Here is a 16,897-nt window from a genome sequence, read left to right on the forward strand (position 1 = left end):
TTAAGCTTCTATCGACCCCCGTGCACCTTGAATGCACAAGACCCGCAGAGCCGCCGCCCACATGTCCCTTCATCTAACCTACAATGTCAAAGAGCGGCAAAAACCGGCACCACCCTCAGCCCTACCTTCCGGTAGTTGAGGCCAGTGCCTATCCTTGCGATCACCGCCGCGATCCAGAACCGGAAGAACCAGTCCGCCGCTGCGGTGACATCCATCTAGGGCGGGCCGCCGGGCTCGTAAAGCCCTTTTTGCGGATTTTTTCCAAAAAAGTGGAACGAGCCAGTCTGCCGGGCTTTGTAGGCGCCTCAATAGGCACTCTTGCGCTCGGGTTTCCCTTTCGCGGTATCGCAACAATTTCTTAGCGCTGATCTTCGGTCATTGACGCCGCTATCGCGCGCGACGCGTCCTTCATTTTCGACGTGCGACAACGCCGTATCCGCGGCCGCGCTCCTTCACTCCCGCGGGAGCGTGATCGTCACCGCCAGTCCGGGTGCCGCATCACCGAGCATCAACGTGCCGTCGTGCAAGCGCGCCACCGCGGCCGCCAGCGACAGGCCGAGCCCCGCCCCGCCGCCCTGACGCGCCTCGTCCAACCGCCCGAAGCGGCGCAATGCATCATCGTGCCGCGCCTCCGGGATGCCGGCACCGCGATCGGCGACCGTCAGCGCGACCGCCGCGTCGTTCGCCAGCAAGCCGAGCGTGATCGGTCCGGCCCCGTATTTGAGCGAATTGTCGATGAGGTTGCCGAGCGCCTGCGCCAGCAACTCCCGGTGCACCGGGACAACGCACCTTGCGTGGGCGGCGACCGACAGGCTGCGATACTGATCCTCGGCGAGCGGCGCGTACATTTCGGCGATGCTCTCCAGCTCAGTCGCGAGATCGACTGTGGTGAAATGCTCACGCCCGATCCCCGCCTCGGCGCGGGTGATGCTGAGCGCGGTCTGCACCAGCGCGAACAGCCGGTCGGCCTCGCTGAGCGCGCGATCGAGTGACTCGGCCGCCGCCGGGTCGCGCACCTGATCCGACGCGCGCTCCAGCACCACGCGCATCCGCGTCAACGGCGATTTCAGATCATGCGCCAGTCCGTCGGTGGCCATACGCAACTCGCCCATCAGCGTCTCGACGCGCTCCAGCGCGCCGTTGATCGCCACGCCGAGCGTCGCCAGCGCGTCGCGCGACCCGTCCGCAGGCACCCGTGCGGCGAGATCGCCCGCCGCCACCGCATTCAACGCCGCGAGCGGCTCCTCCAGCCGCGCGACGATCGTGCGTGCCGCGATCCATGCCGCCAGCGCCGCGAAGATCAGCGCCAGGGGCAGCGCCACCCCGCTCACCTGCTCGAGCATCCGCATCGCGCGCAGCTCACCGGCGACGATCGTCCCGACCAGCAGCCGCTCGCCGCCCGGCAGCCGGACCGCCTCGACGTGCATCGGCTCGGCGGTGTTGAGCCCGGTGCGGTAGAGCGTCACCTCGGTGGCATGGCCGTCGCGGACGACGCTCGGCGGCCAGGCGTCGAGATTGCCCCCGACCCGCGCGCCGTCGCGATCGACCAGCAGCAGCACCGTGCCCGGCGTCACCATTCGCCCGGTGCGCAGCGCCACCTCGCGCCGCACGCCGGCTGACCCGCCCGCGGCATAGCTGGCGCGCAGATCGTCGCGGAGCACCGCCACCGTGCGCTGAGCATCGACCTGCAGCTGTCGCCGCACCGCGATCCCGATCGTCACGATCAGCGCGGCCGCACTGACCAGCTGCAACAGGAAGACCAGCGCAGCGAAGCGAAAGGTAGCGGAGCGCAGCATCGCGATCGGCCCGTGTCAGGGATCGAGGCCGAGGCGATATCCCGCCCCGCGCACCGTATGCAGCAGCGGCCGGTCGAATCCCTCGTCGACCTTCTTGCGCAACCGGCTGAGGTGGACGTCGATGACGTTGGTGCCGGGATCGAAATGATAATCCCAGACGCCCTCCAGCAGCATGGTGCGCGTCACGACCTGATCGACATGCCGCAGCATGAATTCGAGCAATCGGAACTCGCGTGGCTGCAGGTCGATCGCCCTGCCCGCCCGTTTGGTGCGTCGCGCGAGCAGGTCCATCTCCAGGTCGCCACAGCGCAGCACCGTCTCGACCGCCTTGGCCGCGCCGCCGCGCCGCATCAGCAACCGGATCCGCGCCAGCAACTCGACAAAGGCGAACGGCTTGGTCAGATAATCGTCTGCGCCGTGAGTCAGCCCGTGGATCCGGTCGTCCGCCGCACCGAGCGCGGACAGGACGATCACCGGCGTCTCGATCCCAGCCGCACGTACCGCCGCCAGCACGCCCATGCCGTCGATGCCGGGCAGCATCCGATCGAGTACGATGCAATCGTAGCTGCCATCGGTCGCATGGAACAATCCGTCGCGCCCGTTCGCGGCACGATCGACGACGAATCCTTCCTCGGTCAGCCCGCGCGCGACGAAGTCGGCGGTGGCGTCGTCATCCTCGATCAGCAGGACCTTGTTGGCCACGCCCGTCTCCCCGGCCTGCGTCCAAATGCAGGTCAAGCTCTCTCTTGCCGCGGCGGACACGAATGTCGAGGCTTTGCCGGAGGAAAGCGTGGTCGGCGGCGTCGACGTCGGGCACCGGCGTGCCGTCGACCGCCTCGATCACGTCGCCGACCAGCAGCCCGCCGCGCCGCGCCGCGCCGGTCGCGCGCACGCTGTCCACCACCACCGCCGCGCTGCCGAGCGGCGCCAGCGTCGCGCCGATCCGCTCGCTCCCGCGCAGGCCGGCGGCATGCAGCCCGAGCGAACGCGACCACAACAACCCGCCGATCACCGCCGCGAGGATCACGAACAACGCCAGCAACCCGATCGCGCGCACGTCGGGGTCGGCGCCGGCCGGGAAGCCGTCGCGAACGCGCTGATGCCGGGGTGGCATGGTTGACATGGCAGAAACCTCCAACCGCTACGCCTAACCGTTTGTGACTCGACGCAAGATGAGCCGATCATGACCGATCGGTCATGATCGCGCATGACCGAAACGTAATCTGGTCATCACGCTATCTCCATTGATCGCCGTCTATATTTCCATGGATCGGGCGCTCTGCCCGCCGGGAGTTGAACCGTGATCGTGAAGACCGCCGCCACCGCGACCCGGGGAGCGCGCTGAGCCATGGCACAGCCGATTTTCTTCGATCCTACCGGCCGGCGCAGCCGCCTGTCGAAGCGGGTGCTGGCCGCGCTGCTGGTGCTGATCGTCATCAGCTCCGCGATTTTCGCGCTGACCCTGATCCGCGTGCCGCGCGGGCGCGATCTGGCGCTGCCGCTGCCGCAACCGCGCGCCGCCGCGTTGCAGATGGAAAAGTCGCTCGGTCATGGCATCGCCGGATGGCTGCCGCACCGCCGCGTCGCCGCCGACCCGCACTCCCCGCTCTCGATCGGCTTCTACGTCCCGGGCGACGATGCCAGCATCGCGTCGCTGCGCCGGCATAGCGCGAGCCTCGACTGGGTGGTGCCGGCGACGATCAGCGTCTTCGGCCCGTCGCACAAGGTCCAGCTCCAGCCCGATCCCGCCTTCGATCAGATGATCGCCGCAATGAAGCATGCCCCCAAGGTACTGCCGATGGTGCAGAATTTCGGCGATCGCGACTGGGACGGCGCCGGCGCCGCGGCGTTGCTCCACGATCCGCGCGCCGCGAGCGACTTTGCGCGCAAGCTCGGCCGCTATGTCGCGGTGACGCACCGCGCGGGGCTGGTCATGGACTTCGAGACGCTGCCAGCGACCGCGATGGGCGACTACCAACGCTTTCTCCGCCTCGTGCGCACGGCGATGCCCAAGGGCGCGCAACTCGCGGTGACCGTCCCTGCGGAGGACGATGCCTGGCCGCTCCCGGCGCTGGCGCGCGTATCGGACCGGCTGATCTTCATGGCCTATGACCAGCATTGGGAAGGCGGCACCCCGGGCCCGATCGCCGGGCAGGCATGGTTCGTGGATCAGGTCGCCAAGGCGATCCGCACCGTCGGCCGCGACAAGCTGGTCGTCGCGCTCGGCAGCTACGGCTATGACTGGCACGGCGACGAGACCGACGCCTTGTCGATCGAGGATGCGTGGCTCGCCGCGCACGACAGTCAGGCGCCGGTCACCTTCGATCGCAACGCCGGCAACGCCGGTTTCGCCTATGACGACGGCGACGAGCGCCACACGGTCTGGATGCTCGACGCGGCCACCAGTTGGAACGAGCTCGTCGCGCTCAAGCATCTCGGCATCGACGATGTCGCGCTGTGGCGGCTGGGCAGCGAGGATCCGGGCTTCTGGTCCGATCTGACGGCATGGCGCACCGGCGGCAAGCCCGACCTGTCCTCGCCGCGCGCGTTGCTGAACGCCGATGTCGAGGGCAGTGGCGAGATCCTGCGCATCACCGCCACACCGACGCCGGGCGTGCGACGGGTGACGCACGATCGCAACGGCATCATCACCGACGAACATTATGCCGCGCTGCCGACCCCGTTCGTCGTCCGGCGGACCGGCGCCCAAAACCCCAAGCTCCTCGCGCTCACCTTCGACGACGGGCCGGACCCGACATGGACGCCGAAGATCCTGAAGGAGCTGGAACAGGCGGGCGTTCCCGGCACCTTCTTCGTCATTGGCCAGAATGCGCTGCAGGAACCGCGGCTGCTCAACCGCATAATCGCGGACGGCGGCGAGATCGGCAATCACACCTACAGCCACCCCAATCTCGCCGCGGTCTCGGACGGCCAGGCGCAACTCGAGATCAACACGACCCAGCGGCTGGTCGAGGCCTATACCGGGCGACGGATGACGCTGTTCCGCGCGCCCTATTTCGGGGACGCGGAGCCGACCACCACCGACGAGCTCGGGCCGGCGCTGATCGCGCAGAACCTCGGCTATACGGTTACCGGGCTGCACGTCGATCCCGACGACTGGGCGCGCCCCGGCACCGACACGGTCGTCGACCAGGTGCTCGAGCAGGTCCACAACGCCACGCCCACCAATTCAGGCAACATCATCCTGCTGCACGACGGCGGCGGGGATCGCTCGGAAACGGTCGCGGCGCTGCCGCGGATCATCGCTACGTTGAAGGGCGAAGGCTACCGCTTCGTCACCGTCTCGCAACTGGCGGGGCTCGACCAGGCGCAGGCGATGCCCAAGGTCGAAGGCCGCGACCTGCTCGCGGTGCGTACCGACGTGGCGATGTTCGTCGTGCTTGCCGGGATCGTCGCGCTGATCGGCTGGCTGTCCTATCTCGCGATCGGACTCGGCATGGCGCGTGCGGTGCTGATGGCGGCGCTCGCCTGGGTCCAGAGCCGTCGCCGCCGCGGCGAGCCGCCGGTCTATCGCCCGACCGTGTCGGTCATCATTCCGGCCTATAACGAGGAACGGGTGATCGCGAGCTCGGTCGCGCGCGTGCTGTCGAGCGACTATCCCGACCTGCAGGTGATCGTCGCCGACGACGGGTCGCGCGACGGCACCAGCGCGGCGGTCACCGCCGCCTTCGCCGACGATTCGCGCGTCACGTTGCTCACGCTCCGGAACGGCGGCAAGGCGGCGGCGCTCAACCGCGCGCTGCTGCAGGCGACCGGCGAGGTGGTGATCGCGCTGGACGCCGACACGCAATTCGAGCCCGAGACGATCGCCCGCCTCGTCCGCTGGTTCGCCGATCCGCGGCTCGGCGCGGTGGCCGGTGACGCGCGGGTCGGCAATCGCGTGAACCTTGTCACCCGCTGGCAGGCAATCGAATATATCACCGCGCAGAACCTCGAACGCCGCGCGCTGGCCGGGTTCGACGCGATGACGGTCGTTCCGGGCGCGGTCGGCGCGTGGCGCCGCGCGGCGCTCGATGCGGTCGGCGGCTATCCCGAGGACACGCTCGCCGAGGATCAGGATCTTACGATCGCGATCCAGCGTGCCGGCTGGCGCGTCACCTACGATCCGCGTGCGGTGGCGTGGACCGAAGCGCCCGAGACGTTCCGCGCGCTCGCCAAGCAGCGCTATCGCTGGGCGTTCGGGACGCTGCAATGCCTGTGGAAGCATCGCGCGATCCTGCGCACCCGCAAGCCGTCGGGGCTCGCGCTGGTCGGTCTGCCGCAGGCATGGCTGTTCCAGATCCTGTTCGCCGCGATCTCGCCGCTGATCGACCTGACGCTGCTGCTGTCGATCGCGGGCACCGCGTTGCGCGTGCATCAGCACGGCTGGGCCCAGACCAGCGGCGATGTCAGCAAGATGGGGCTCTACTGGCTGGCCTTTACCGCGGTCGAGGTGCTGTGCGGCTGGATCGCCTATCGGCTCGATGGGCGCAAGGAACGCTATCCAGCGCTACTGCTGGTCGCCCAGCGGCTGGTCTATCGCCAGATCATGTATGGCGTCGTGATCCGCGCGATCTCCTCGGCGGTGCGCGGGATGGTGGTCGGCTGGGGCAAGCTGGAGCGGACCGGCCGGGTCGCGGCGCCCGCGCAATGACCCGCACGTCACCCCGGTGCCGATGCCGGGGTGACGCACGTTCGTGGATTGCGGAGCGGCAATCGGGATGGGATGACCGTCACCATGCGCCGCGTCCTCCTGCTCCCCGCCCTGATTCTCTTTTCCGCGCCGTCACTTGCGCAATCGCCGCAATCGGTGCGCGCCGACGATCGCGCCAATTGGGTCCGTGCCGTCGCCGCGGGCTACAAGGCGGCGTTCCTGTGCGGCGGGATCTTCAACGCCGGGCGCAGCGAGCGACAGATCGAGGCGGTCGAGCTGAAAGGCATCTATCCCGAATATGACGCGATCGTTCCGACGCTCGCCGCCAGGGTCGACCGGCGTCGCGCGGTGGTCAGCGTCACCTTCGACCGCCAGCTTCCGCCTCGCCATGCGACGTGGCGCGCCGGGCGGGGCTGCACGCTGTCGCCGATCGGCGCACCGCCGCTTCCGGGTGATCGCATCGCCCCCGCCCCACCCGCCGGCCCCGATCCGCGCGCCTGGCCGCTCGGCGACGCCGGGATCGCACCGCGCTCGTCCGCCGCGCTGGAGCGCGTGGTGGAGCGCGCTTTTACAGGCACTTACGGCAGCGGCACCGACACGCTCGGCGTGGTGGTGCTACGCGACGGCCGCGTGGTCGCCGAACGCTACCGCGACGGCTTCGGGCCGTTCGTCGCCAACCGCACGTGGTCGGTCGCCAAGAGCATTATCGGCACGCTGGTCGGAATGAGCGGTATCGACCCGAACCGACCCGCCAACATCCGCGAATGGACGAGCCGCGATGGCGTCGACCCGCGCGCCCGGATCACGATCGATCAATTGCTGCGGATGTCCTCGGGATTGCACAGCGACACCGCCGGCAACCGCACCGATGCGATCTACTTCGGGGGCACCACCGTCAGCGAGCAGGTGCCCGGCTGGCCGCTGTCCTTGCGTCCCGGCGAACGCTTCCGCTACGCCAACAACGACATCCTGCTGGCGGCGCGTTCGCTGCGCGCCTCCGTGGGCGACGCCCGCTATCACGCGCTGCCGCAACGGCTGTTCACCACGCTCGGGATGCGGCACACCGTCGCGCAGAGCGACTGGCACGACGATCTCATCGCCTCCAGCGACATGTGGACCACCGCGCGCGATCTCGCCCGGCTGGGGCAGTTCTGGCTGCAGGACGGCGTCCGGCAGGGCCGCCGCCTGCTCCCGGCCGGCTGGATGCGCTACATGACCACCGCCAAGGGCCCGCAACCCGAGCGGAGCGAAGGCTATGGCGCCACGCTGTGGCTGTTCGGCGCGGCCCAGGGCCTGCCGGCGGGAAGCTATTCCGCGCAAGGAAATCGCGGGCAATATGTGATGGTTGTTCCCTCGCACCGGCTCGTCGTCGTTCGGCGCGGCGAGGATCCGGGCAGCGCGCGGTTCGACGTGGCGCGCTTCACCGCCGAGCTGATCGCCGCGCCGTGAGGGTGGACGACCGGAACGATACCCCGGCGCTCGCGCTGACAAACCCCGATGCCGGGGCCGCGACGTCATGGCGCCCGGCTTCGGTGAAAATCCGCGACAAGCTGTTCCGTCCGAGAGCGAAGTTCCGCGGCGCGGCGGCGTCGGACAAAAAGCTGCCAGCGATCGACAACCACCCAGACGCCTTGCGGCAGCGCCCGCATCACGCGAACAGTGCGGAGTTGCTGATCGGTTGCGGCGATAACGACACGGCGCACGTCCATGCAGTCTTGGTACGCGCGTACCCGGATCGCGCGACGCGCATGGCTCAGGCGGAATATGACCCCCGCGCCTGAGCGCTTCTCGCAATTCGTCGCAATCGACTGGTCCGGGGCAAAAGGCACGCGCCACAAAGGAATCGCGGTCGCCTGTTGCGCGGCTGGGGCCGCGGGACCGGCGCTGATCGCGCCGCCGGACGGCGCGAGCGCCTGGTCGCGCACCGCGGTGCTCGACTGGTTGCTGCTACGGCGCGACCAGCCGATGCTGGTCGGCTTCGACTTCAGCTTCTCAGCGCCGTTCGTCTCGCGCGGCGCGCACCTGCCGGGCGAAACGAACACCGCCGATGCCAAGGCCTTATGGGCGTATGTCGACGCGCATTGCGCCGACATCGATCTTGGCGCCGCGACCTTTCTCGAGAACCGCCGCGGCCGACACTTCTATCTGGGCGCTGCCGACGGCGCCAAGCGCGACTTCCTCCACTGGCGGGTCTGCGAGCAGCGGGGCGACGGCACGACCAAGCCATCGACCGTCTATGATGCGATCGGCGCGGCGCAGGTCGCCAAGGCGAGCTTCGCGGGAATGCGGCTGCTCCATCGGCTGGACGGGCGCATGCCGGTCTGGCCGTTCGACCCGGTACCGACGCAGGGCGCACTGATCGTCGAGATCTACACCGCCATCGTTGCCCGCGCGACGGGCCTGCGCCGCGGGCTGAGCAAGATCCGCGATGCCGGATCGCTCGACACGGCGCTCGCCGCGCTCGGCAGCGCCCCCCACGCGCCGCTGGCGGTTTACAGCGATCATGCCACCGACGCGCTGATGACCGCGGCCTGGCTGCGCCACATCGTCGGCGACCCCGGGCTGTGGCGCCCGGAAGCCATGTCGGAAGCTGTCGCCGCGACGGAGGGCTGGACCTTCGGCGTCCGCTGACGCATGGAGAGCCGCGTGACGGCGGGCCGGTTTAGCTCAGCTGGTAGAGCAGCGGTTTTGTAAACCGAAGGTCGCGGGTTCGATTCCTGCAACCGGCACCACATTTTCCGTCGTTTTCCGCCACTTTCATCCTCTACCAGCCGCGCAAAACGCGCGGAGCGTGTCGGTTTGTGCCGACACAGCCGACGGCACAATCTGTTCCGACTCCGTTCGTGCCCGGACGATGTCGCGGGCCACCGTGAGCGCTGAATAGCCGCTCGCCACCAACACGCACGCTCGCGCGACGACCGAACCCGTTTCGGCCGGCGCTTTCGTGCGCCCATCGACTTCCCGGCCCGGGAGCCGACACGATGTCGCATGTACCTGCCCACCTCACCCGGGGGCATCTGAATAGCACTACGATCCGGCCTTCGACCGGAAGCTGTGCATGACAGCCGCCTCGATGGGGCGTCAGGCACGCCAGATCACGAAAGGTTTCGCCGCGCATCTCGCCGGCAAGGGCGAGCGCGGCACCGATCGCAAGGTGCGCCGGCACAGCATCGACGTCGAGGATCGCCGCGCCCGCGTCTCACGGCCGATCGGCGATGGCACGACCGCCGGCGCGCTGAGCTGGATCGACTCTCTGCTGAAGGCCGTCTCCGAATGGGACGACGTGCAGCGCGCCAAGGGCGGCGCGCGACCACTCGGTCTGCATGGCCTGCGCGTGCTCGAGGCGCTGCTCGGCCGGCGCGGAAAGGTTGCGGTCGATTTCAGAACCGGCCGGCTCGACCCCGAGCTGGCGACGATCGCGCGCGCGGCCGGCGTGACGAAGACGACGGTCGTCCGGGCGCTCGCCCGGCTGAAGGCGATGAAGGTCCTCGACTGGATCCGCCGTACCGAGCGGACGGGCAAAGACGGGGTGTTCGGCCCGCAACGCCGTCAGGTGTCCAATTCCTATTTCTTCACTCCGGAGGCGCTGCCCGCGCAAGTGGCGCAGCGCCTGCGCGACCTGCTCGCCCGCCGCCGGCTGCGACGATCAGGCACGATGCCACCGGACAATCCGACAGCGGCCACGCGGCCGTCCAGCCCCGAGCTGCGCGACCTCCTCGACCGGATGGAGGCCGGGATCGCGCGCGCGTCGGGAGGGGTGAACGCGAGTCCACCATCTGGTCAGTATCCCCTCTCAGGGGCTGAAGGATAAGGAATGGGATCGCTGTGGCGATCCCATGCACCAATTTGCTGATCCCCCCGCGCCGAAAGGCTCCGCCCCATCGACCCGACCGCCAAGACCCGGCGGTCGAGCGTGGCGGCTTGCGCCGCCCCGGGCTGCCTGGGGGGGATGGAGCATAAAGCGTGCCACGCTCCCGCCACCGTCCCGCACGCGGCGCGGTCAGCTGGTCAGGATTGCCGCCCATTCCTCGAACACGCGGCGGCGCGGCGCGAGGTGCTGCGCGCGGTTGTACGCGCCCTCCACCTTCGCGATCGTCCCGTCGTCGTGCTTCAGCACATGGCCGAGCGCCAGGTCGATCACCGTGCGATCGGCCGGCCGCCGTTCGTTCATCACCGTCGAGAAGGTCGCCCGCCAGCCGTGAGCGACGTGGCGGCCGGCGAACGGCGTGCGCGCGTAAAGCGCGTTGATCGTGCCCTCGCCGATCGGCGTGCGTCCGTCGCGGCCCGGGAAGATCAGCCCGTCGGCGGCGCCGTCGCGATCGAGCGCGCGCGCCGCGCGCAGCACCGCGGCCGCCGCCGGCGCGAGCGGGACCAAGTGGTCGTTCGCCGCGTCGCGCTTCTTCGCCGCGGCCAGCTTCATCCGCGCCGCCGGCACGCGCCACACCGGTGCGCCGTCCAGCTCCTCGATTTCGTCCCAGCGCGCGCCGCGCACCGCCGCGAGCCGCACCGCGGTCAGCGCGACGAACCGCGAGGCGAGCTTCGCCTCCGGTCGCGCGTCGACCAGCTCGGCCGCGGCGAGCAGCGCGCGCGCCTCGTCGATCGTGGTCAGCGCCGGGTGGTGGCGCGCCGCCGGCGCGCGGGTCAGCGCGCGGCCGACGATCGCCGCCGGGTCGCTGCTCGCCCAGCCTTCGCTGACCGCGAGCGCGAACACGTCGGAGATCCGCTGGCGGACGCGCCGCGCGGTCTGGATCGCGCCGCGCTGCTCGATCGCACGCACGATCCGCAGCACCGCCGGCGCGTCGATCGCGTCCAGCGCGTCGGCGCCGATCGCGGGAAAGACGTCGGCCTCAAGGCTGGCGAGGACGTCGGCCGCGTGGACCTCGGTCCAGCCGGCCTGCTGTCGCTCGTGCCATTGGCGGGCGGCGCGCTCGAACGTAATCACCTGCGGCGCGGTGCGCGGGTCGACACCGCGGGCGAGCTGCGCGCGCGCTGCCTCGGCGCGGGCGCGCGCGGCGTCGAGCGAGACCTCCGGCCACGGTCCGATCGTCAGCAGCTGCTCGCGGCCCTCCCACAGGAAGCGAAGGCGGAACGTCTTGCGTTGCGTCGGGGTGACGAACAGGTGCAGGCCGCGCTCGTCGGTCAGCTTGTACGCAGACGCGCGGAATCGCGCCGCCTTGACGACAGCGTTGGTGAGCATGAGGCTGTTTTCCAGTCGATTTTGGAAGCAGGGAGGCCGCGCGATGTGCAATCGCTACCGGATGTCGGAAGCTCAGGCGGCACTGGCGGCGCGCTATGGCGTCGCGGCTGAGTATCCGCCGGACCTGACCGTTCCGCCGCCCGAGCTGTTCCCGAAGCGACCGGCGTGGACGGTACGGCACGACGACGGAGCGCGGATCCTCGACGTCATGACATGGGGGTGGCCGCGTACGGTGCCCGGCGCGCGGGGGCCGCGCGAGACGCAGGTGACGAACGTGCGCAATCTCGACAGCCCGATGTGGCGCAACGCGCTCGCCAAGCCGCCGCAACGCTGCCTCGTGCCGGTGACCTCGTTCAGCGAGTACGGGCCGGGCGAGAAGGGCAACCTTCCGCTGTATTGGTTCGACGTGCCGTCACGGCCAATCTTCTCGTTCGCCGGTATGCTGGCGGCCAGCAGCCGGGGGCGCGGTGTTCGCCTTCCTGACCTGCGAGCCCAACAGCGTGGTGGCACCGATCCATCCCAAGGCGATGCCGCTGATCCTGCACGAGGAGGATGAGAAGCGCTGGCTAACCGGCGATCTTGACGATCTCGTAGCGCCGTTCCCGGCTCAGCTGATGACGGTCAGTGCGCCGGAATATGTAAAGGGCGCTCCCACTTCGTTACTCTAAGCGCGATGGGTTACGCCCTCGTGCTTTCGGGCGGAAAAACATCTCCCGAGCGGGATTGTCTTTCAATGGGTGATGAGGGGCGCCAAAAATTGGCTGCCTGCACACATCTCGCTCTGAGACAATTGTGAGAAATAACTTTATACCTTGAGTTCACAATTGGTTAAGGTTCGGTTGAGGGCTTCGGATGCCCTTATTAGGGGGAATCATGAAGAAGCTCGCGTCACTTATCGCCATCTCCATGCTGGCCGCCGGCGCATCGCCAGCGCTCGCGACCGACCTGGCGTCGAACATCACGACCCAATTCACGACCGCCGGAAGCAACTTCAACTACGGGCAGTCGTTCTCCGTGCTCGGCTCCGGATCGTTCAACAACGTAGTAATCAACCTTTATCGCAACGGTTCGGTGTTTGCGAACGGCGACCTCTATCTATTTTCGAGCGCCTACACGGGAACGCCGGCCAATCTGGCGTCGACGACCACCAATCGGATTGGTGTCGCGAACGCGGCCAACAATCTTTACACGTTTGCGCAGAACGTCGTCCTCACGGGTGGATCGCAATACTTCTTCTACACTGACAACCTTAATTACGAGATCAATTTCAATGTCAGTTCCTACACCAGCGGCACTCTGGTGCAGTCAGGAAATCGGCAGACGGAGAAATTCTACAACGTAAATCCGTCGGATGTCGCTTTTCGTGTGACCGGCAACGTCATCAACGGTGCCGTGCCAGAACCCGCATCGTGGATGATGATGATCCTCGGCTTTGGCGTGGTCGGTTACGCCATGCGGCGTAAGACGGTTCTTCGTTTCGTCTAATCTGCGAAAGCAGCCGGAAGTAATGTTCTGATTGAGGCGGAGGTTGCCTCCGCCTCAATCCACCGCCGTCGCATGAATTCACGTCGCTTTTCGCAGGTTGAGCCGGGGTCGATACCCCGGGCGATACCCCGCCAATTACGCGCTTAGCCGGTCAGCGCGGCGGGCTGCGGAAGATCAGCTCGGTCACCTTCGTCGAGCGGTGCGCCGCCGCCGACGCCACCGTCCAGGTCGTGGCAACCTCATCGACGCGGAAGCGCGCGAACGTACGGCGGATGAATGGCGTGTCGTTGATCGACAGGATGAACTGCCCCGCGATCCCCGCCAGCTGGTCGGCCAGCGCAGTGTAGCGCTCCTCGCCGAAGTCGAGGCCGTAGCCCTCCGTGAGATGGTAGGGCGGGTCGATGAAGAACAGCGCGCGCGGGCTGTCGTAGCGCCGGATCACGTCCGCGATGTCGAGCTGCTCGATCGTGACCGTCGCCAGACGGTCGCGTAGCGCCTTCAGCTCGGCGCGCAGCTGCGCGAGGTTGAAGCGGCTGTCCTGATCGCGCCGCACGCCGAAGGTGCGACCGGCGACCTTGCCGCCGAACGCCAGCCGCTGGAGGTAGAGGAAGCGGACGGCGCGCTCGATGTCGGTGAGCAGGCGCGGATCGAGCCCGCGCTGGCGGTCGAACTCGGCGCGACCGGCGATCAGCCAGCGTAGCTCGTCGACGAACGGCTCGTAGTGCCGCCGGATCACGCGAAACAGGTTGGCGACGTCGCCCGAGGCGTCGTTGATGATCTCGACCGGCGCGGGTGTCGGCCGGCGCAGGAAGACGCCGCCCATGCCGACACACGGCTCGATGTAGGCGCGGTGCGGCGTCGCCGCGATCATCGCGCAGAGGCGACGCGCGAGGTTGCGCTTGCCGCCGAGATAGGGGGCTGGCGGCTTGGCCGTAATGCTCGCGGACATGCGATGCTCGTTCCTTACAGGATGGAGCGCCCGGCTACGCGCGCGGAGGTGCCGATCGCGACGATCGGCGTGCCCTGCGCCGGTTAGCGCAGGATCGGTGCGGCGGCCGGTGGCCGCGGGGAACTGGTGAAGGATGCTGCGCGGCCAGCCACCCGAGCCGGGTGGTTAGCCGCGCAGGCCCGAGGAGCTACGCCCTGCGTATTCCCCCGAAGGGTCTTCTATTCTGCAGGCCACCCGGCGAACCGGTGACCTCAGGCTTCCGCGCGCGCGGGCCGATCCTCACGGCTACGATCGGATCAGCGAGGCTCCATATGCCACCGCTCTCGCACACTGCCTAGCCGCGCAGCTTGCGCCGCAGCTCGTTCCAGCCGCGCTCGTCGGCCGGGCCGAAGGTGCTGGTCGGTACCTCTCCGGTCAGCCGGATGCGCGGTTGGCGCGCACCGCAGCGCGAGCAGCGCAGGTGATCGCCGACCATGTGCAGCCTGCCATTCCAATGATGGACGAAGAAATATTTGGTCAGCTGTGGCCCGTCGAGGACGCCACGATGCCCGCAGCGACACTTCAGCGCCACGTTGCCGCGGCTGGTCAGCTCCATCAGTGTCTCGGGGCGCCAGTTGGCACTCATACGGGCGAATCGGTCAACATGCGCCGATCGTGGAAAATGTTGGATCGGTCGGGCAATCGCCCGTCAGGGCAGCGGCAACAGCTTGCGCAGTGACGCGCGACGAATGTGCATCACGGCCGATCCTGCTCCGTTGGCGGCGCAGATCACCTGAAAGTCGAGGCGGTCGACGATGCCGGTCGAGCCGGTCGCCGGGATGGTCAGCGGCTCGGTGCGCAGATCCCAGGTGAACGCGCCGGTCGATGCGTTCGTCGCCGCGTCGGCGCCGACGGGAAGCGGCTGCATCGAAAAGTAGACGGTCGAAGTGTTCATGCCGTCCGTCCACGCACCAAGGCTGAGATAGCAACCGCGCAGGTTGCTCGACCCGGCCTCGACGTTGATGGTGACGCGAGCCTCGACGCGGTCGCCCAGCGCGACGTTCGCCGGGGCGGTGACGTACTGGAGCAATCGCCAGCTATCGTTTGCCGCGCCGAACGTCATGGTGGCGACGATGTCGGTGCCATAACCGTCCGGTGCCGCGGCGGAGGTGATCGCCGCCGAGGCACCACCGACGCGCGTCGCCTGCCAGCCGGCCGGGACCGTGCCCTTCGACACGCTCGCGCCATTCGCCGTGCCGCCGGTGGTTGCGATGAAGAACGGATTGACGAGCTGCTCGGCGGTGCCAAAGCCACTCGCGGTCAGCGGATCGATCGACGCCTGCGGACGCGCCGGTAACAGCGCGGAGACGAAGGCGGCAAAGTTGCTGCCCTCGTCGACCGCCCCGACCTTGCTCAGGTGCGTGCCGTCGTAGGATTCGCCCGTCTTGAACGCGATCGAGGTGGCGCTGGCGTTCGATCCGTCGACCAGCGACGCGGCATAATCGTAGAGGAGCACGCCGCCGCGCGCCGCCGCATATTGCGACACCATGGCGTTGAAGTCGTTTCGCGCCGCGATCTGCGCCGCGTTGTAGCTGACCGAGCCGGGCTCGGTGAACAGCACGCAGGTGCGACCAACCGTGATGACCTGTTCGCACGCGGCCTTGATGTTGGCGAAGGCGCCGAGCGCCGTCTGGCCCTGCCCGAAATCGTTCACCGCGCCGAAAATGACGACGTATTTGGCCTGCGACGCGAGCGCCGCGCCGATCGTTGCCTGGGTCAGATACGCGCCGCTTGCCGCGCCCGCGATCGCGCCGTTGTAGAGCGTGCGGAAGCGGTTGCCCGACTGTGCCTGCGCGACGTTGATGAAGCTGGCGGCGTTCGCGTTCCGCTTCGTCGAGGTGTCGTTATACTGGCTCGCCAATCGGCTATCGCCCAAATAGGCAAAGCCGTTCTGGACCAGCGCATTGTTGACCGTCGCCGCGATCTGAATGACCGTCGCCGCTTTCGTCGATCCATTCTGGATGATGCGCACACTCTCGCCGCCGCTCGGCGCCGATGCTGCGGGCAGGTTGCTGACCGCCGGATCGATCTGCGCGACGGCGGGCGAGCCGATGAGGCAAAGGGCGAGCAGCAACGTGCCCGCCCAGCGGAATAATCTGGTCATCTTGATCTCCAGACTGAAGGGATGTTGTTCAGCGCGGCCAGGCGTCGAGCAGCAGCCGCCGGCTGTCGTCGCAGCGGACGATCGCCGCCCAGGCGTCGCGCAGCGCGGCCTCGGTGTCGGCGGCGCTGGCGCTACCGTCCGGCTGGCGCGGGATCGGGGTCGGCACGCACGGCGTCAGCGCCGCGGCCGGCGGAGGCGGGATCCTCACTGGCGAGGGCGGCAAGGTAGTCGTCGAGCCCGCGCACGCGGTCAGCGCCAAGGCAGCGAGCGCGGCCGGCGTCGGTCTGGGCATAGTCCCTCACGGTGTTGGTGGAGCGGAGGATGACCGGCGCGCGCGCGGCGAGCCGGTCGGCGAAGGTCGCGGTGGCGCCGGCGAGCTGCTCCGCGAAGCCCCGCTCCTGCTCGGCGCGCTGGCGCTCGGCGCGGTCGTGGTCGGCCCTGCGCCCGGCCTGCTCGGTGGCGAGCGCCTGACGCGCCGCGTCGCGTTCGGCCTGGGTGACGAGCAGCAGCCCGGCGAACACGACCGCGGACAGCGTGGCGATCGCGAGCGGCCAGTGCCGGCGCGCCGCCGCGAGAGCCGTCGCCCAGCTCATGCGGCCACCTCGCCGTAGGTCAGCGCCTTCAGCGCGGCATAATCCTCGCGGTAGAGCGCCGCCTCGGCCGCGCGCCGGCG

General features: G+C 68.6%; 16 protein-coding genes and 1 tRNA gene. 8 read left to right on the forward strand and 9 right to left on the reverse strand.

Features of this window, described 5'->3' with window-relative positions; all coding sequences use genetic code 11:
• Nucleotides 1-452 precede the first annotated feature (452 nt).
• From FHS97_RS17080 to FHS97_RS17090, 3 genes are read right to left on the reverse strand one after another with little or no spacing between them, the layout of a single operon-like run.
• Nucleotides 453-1,796, reverse strand: coding sequence for a sensor histidine kinase (locus FHS97_RS17080; RefSeq protein ID WP_184041015.1), 1,344 nt, complete (start codon nucleotides 1,794-1,796; stop codon nucleotides 453-455).
• A gap of 15 nt (nucleotides 1,797-1,811) precedes the next feature.
• Entirely contained in the window at nucleotides 1,812-2,498 is a 687-nt protein-coding gene (locus FHS97_RS17085; RefSeq protein ID WP_184041018.1) for a winged helix-turn-helix domain-containing protein, read from the reverse strand.
• Nucleotides 2,467-2,919 (reverse strand): PDZ domain-containing protein, encoded by a 453-nt coding sequence (locus tag FHS97_RS17090; RefSeq protein WP_184041035.1) that lies wholly within the window; start codon nucleotides 2,917-2,919, stop codon nucleotides 2,467-2,469. The genes FHS97_RS17085 and FHS97_RS17090 overlap by 32 nt, the downstream gene beginning before the upstream one ends.
• A gap of 225 nt (nucleotides 2,920-3,144) precedes the next feature.
• Between FHS97_RS17090 and FHS97_RS17095 the strand changes: the two genes are divergently transcribed.
• The 6 genes from FHS97_RS17095 (at nucleotide 3,145) to FHS97_RS17120 (ending at nucleotide 10,261) form a co-directional block, all read left to right on the forward strand.
• The gene (locus tag FHS97_RS17095; protein ID WP_184041038.1) at nucleotides 3,145-6,450 is read left to right on the forward strand and encodes a trifunctional glycoside hydrolase family 18/polysaccharide deacetylase/glycosyltransferase family 2 protein; all 3,306 of its coding nucleotides are present in this window, start codon (nucleotides 3,145-3,147) and stop codon (nucleotides 6,448-6,450) included.
• 72 nt (nucleotides 6,451-6,522) lie between these two features.
• Nucleotides 6,523-7,899, forward strand: a complete 1,377-nt coding sequence (locus FHS97_RS17100; protein ID WP_184041041.1) for a serine hydrolase domain-containing protein — start codon at nucleotides 6,523-6,525, stop codon at nucleotides 7,897-7,899.
• Entirely contained in the window at nucleotides 7,896-8,231 is a 336-nt protein-coding gene (locus tag FHS97_RS17105; protein ID WP_184041044.1) for a hypothetical protein, read from the forward strand. The genes FHS97_RS17100 and FHS97_RS17105 overlap by 4 nt, the downstream gene beginning before the upstream one ends.
• Nucleotides 8,215-9,081: a hypothetical protein gene (locus tag FHS97_RS17110; RefSeq protein ID WP_184041047.1), complete on the forward strand. Its 867-nt coding sequence runs from the start codon at nucleotides 8,215-8,217 to the stop codon at nucleotides 9,079-9,081. Before FHS97_RS17105 ends, FHS97_RS17110 begins: the two co-directional genes overlap by 17 nt.
• A 25-nt stretch (nucleotides 9,082-9,106) precedes the next feature.
• Nucleotides 9,107-9,182 (forward strand) — tRNA-Thr (locus FHS97_RS17115).
• Between the two features lie 326 nt (nucleotides 9,183-9,508).
• Entirely contained in the window at nucleotides 9,509-10,261 is a 753-nt protein-coding gene (locus FHS97_RS17120; protein WP_184041050.1) for a hypothetical protein, read from the forward strand.
• A gap of 189 nt (nucleotides 10,262-10,450) precedes the next feature.
• On the opposite strand, the gene FHS97_RS17125 is transcribed toward FHS97_RS17120, so the two are convergent.
• The gene (locus FHS97_RS17125) at nucleotides 10,451-11,647 is read right to left on the reverse strand and encodes a tyrosine-type recombinase/integrase (RefSeq protein WP_184041053.1); all 1,197 of its coding nucleotides are present in this window, start codon (nucleotides 11,645-11,647) and stop codon (nucleotides 10,451-10,453) included.
• Here FHS97_RS17125 and FHS97_RS17130 point away from each other — a divergent pair.
• Together FHS97_RS17130 and FHS97_RS17135 are read left to right on the forward strand one after the other, a co-directional pair.
• Nucleotides 11,646-12,203 carry an SOS response-associated peptidase family protein gene (locus tag FHS97_RS17130; RefSeq protein ID WP_184041056.1) on the forward strand — a complete coding sequence of 186 codons (558 nt, stop codon included), beginning with the start codon at nucleotides 11,646-11,648 and terminating at the stop codon, nucleotides 12,201-12,203. The two genes, FHS97_RS17125 and FHS97_RS17130, sit on opposite strands and share 2 nt — an antisense overlap.
• A 317-nt stretch (nucleotides 12,204-12,520) precedes the next feature.
• Nucleotides 12,521-13,132: a PEPxxWA-CTERM sorting domain-containing protein gene (locus tag FHS97_RS17135; RefSeq protein WP_184041059.1), complete on the forward strand. Its 612-nt coding sequence runs from the start codon at nucleotides 12,521-12,523 to the stop codon at nucleotides 13,130-13,132.
• Between the two features lie 151 nt (nucleotides 13,133-13,283).
• Here the strand turns inward: FHS97_RS17135 and FHS97_RS17140 are convergent, their stop codons facing one another.
• From FHS97_RS17140 to FHS97_RS17160, 5 genes are all read right to left on the reverse strand, one after another.
• Nucleotides 13,284-14,081 carry a DNA adenine methylase gene (locus tag FHS97_RS17140; protein ID WP_184041062.1) on the reverse strand — a complete coding sequence of 266 codons (798 nt, stop codon included), beginning with the start codon at nucleotides 14,079-14,081 and terminating at the stop codon, nucleotides 13,284-13,286.
• A gap of 334 nt (nucleotides 14,082-14,415) precedes the next feature.
• Nucleotides 14,416-14,706, reverse strand: coding sequence for a hypothetical protein (locus FHS97_RS17145; protein WP_184041065.1), 291 nt, complete (start codon nucleotides 14,704-14,706; stop codon nucleotides 14,416-14,418).
• A gap of 63 nt (nucleotides 14,707-14,769) precedes the next feature.
• Complete coding sequence (locus tag FHS97_RS17150) at nucleotides 14,770-16,224, reverse strand: SGNH/GDSL hydrolase family protein (protein ID WP_184041067.1); 1,455 nt, start codon at nucleotides 16,222-16,224, stop codon at nucleotides 14,770-14,772.
• A 28-nt stretch (nucleotides 16,225-16,252) separates the two neighbouring features.
• Nucleotides 16,253-16,390, reverse strand: a complete 138-nt coding sequence (locus FHS97_RS17155; RefSeq protein ID WP_184041070.1) for a hypothetical protein — start codon at nucleotides 16,388-16,390, stop codon at nucleotides 16,253-16,255.
• The gene (locus tag FHS97_RS17160; RefSeq protein ID WP_184041073.1) at nucleotides 16,356-16,817 is read right to left on the reverse strand and encodes a hypothetical protein; all 462 of its coding nucleotides are present in this window, start codon (nucleotides 16,815-16,817) and stop codon (nucleotides 16,356-16,358) included. Before FHS97_RS17160 ends, FHS97_RS17155 begins: the two co-directional genes overlap by 35 nt.
• Between the last annotated feature and the right edge of the window lie 80 nt (nucleotides 16,818-16,897).

Origin of the sequence: Sphingomonas endophytica, from assembly GCF_014199415.1 — a bacterium.
GTDB lineage: Bacteria > Pseudomonadota > Alphaproteobacteria > Sphingomonadales > Sphingomonadaceae > Sphingomonas > Sphingomonas endophytica.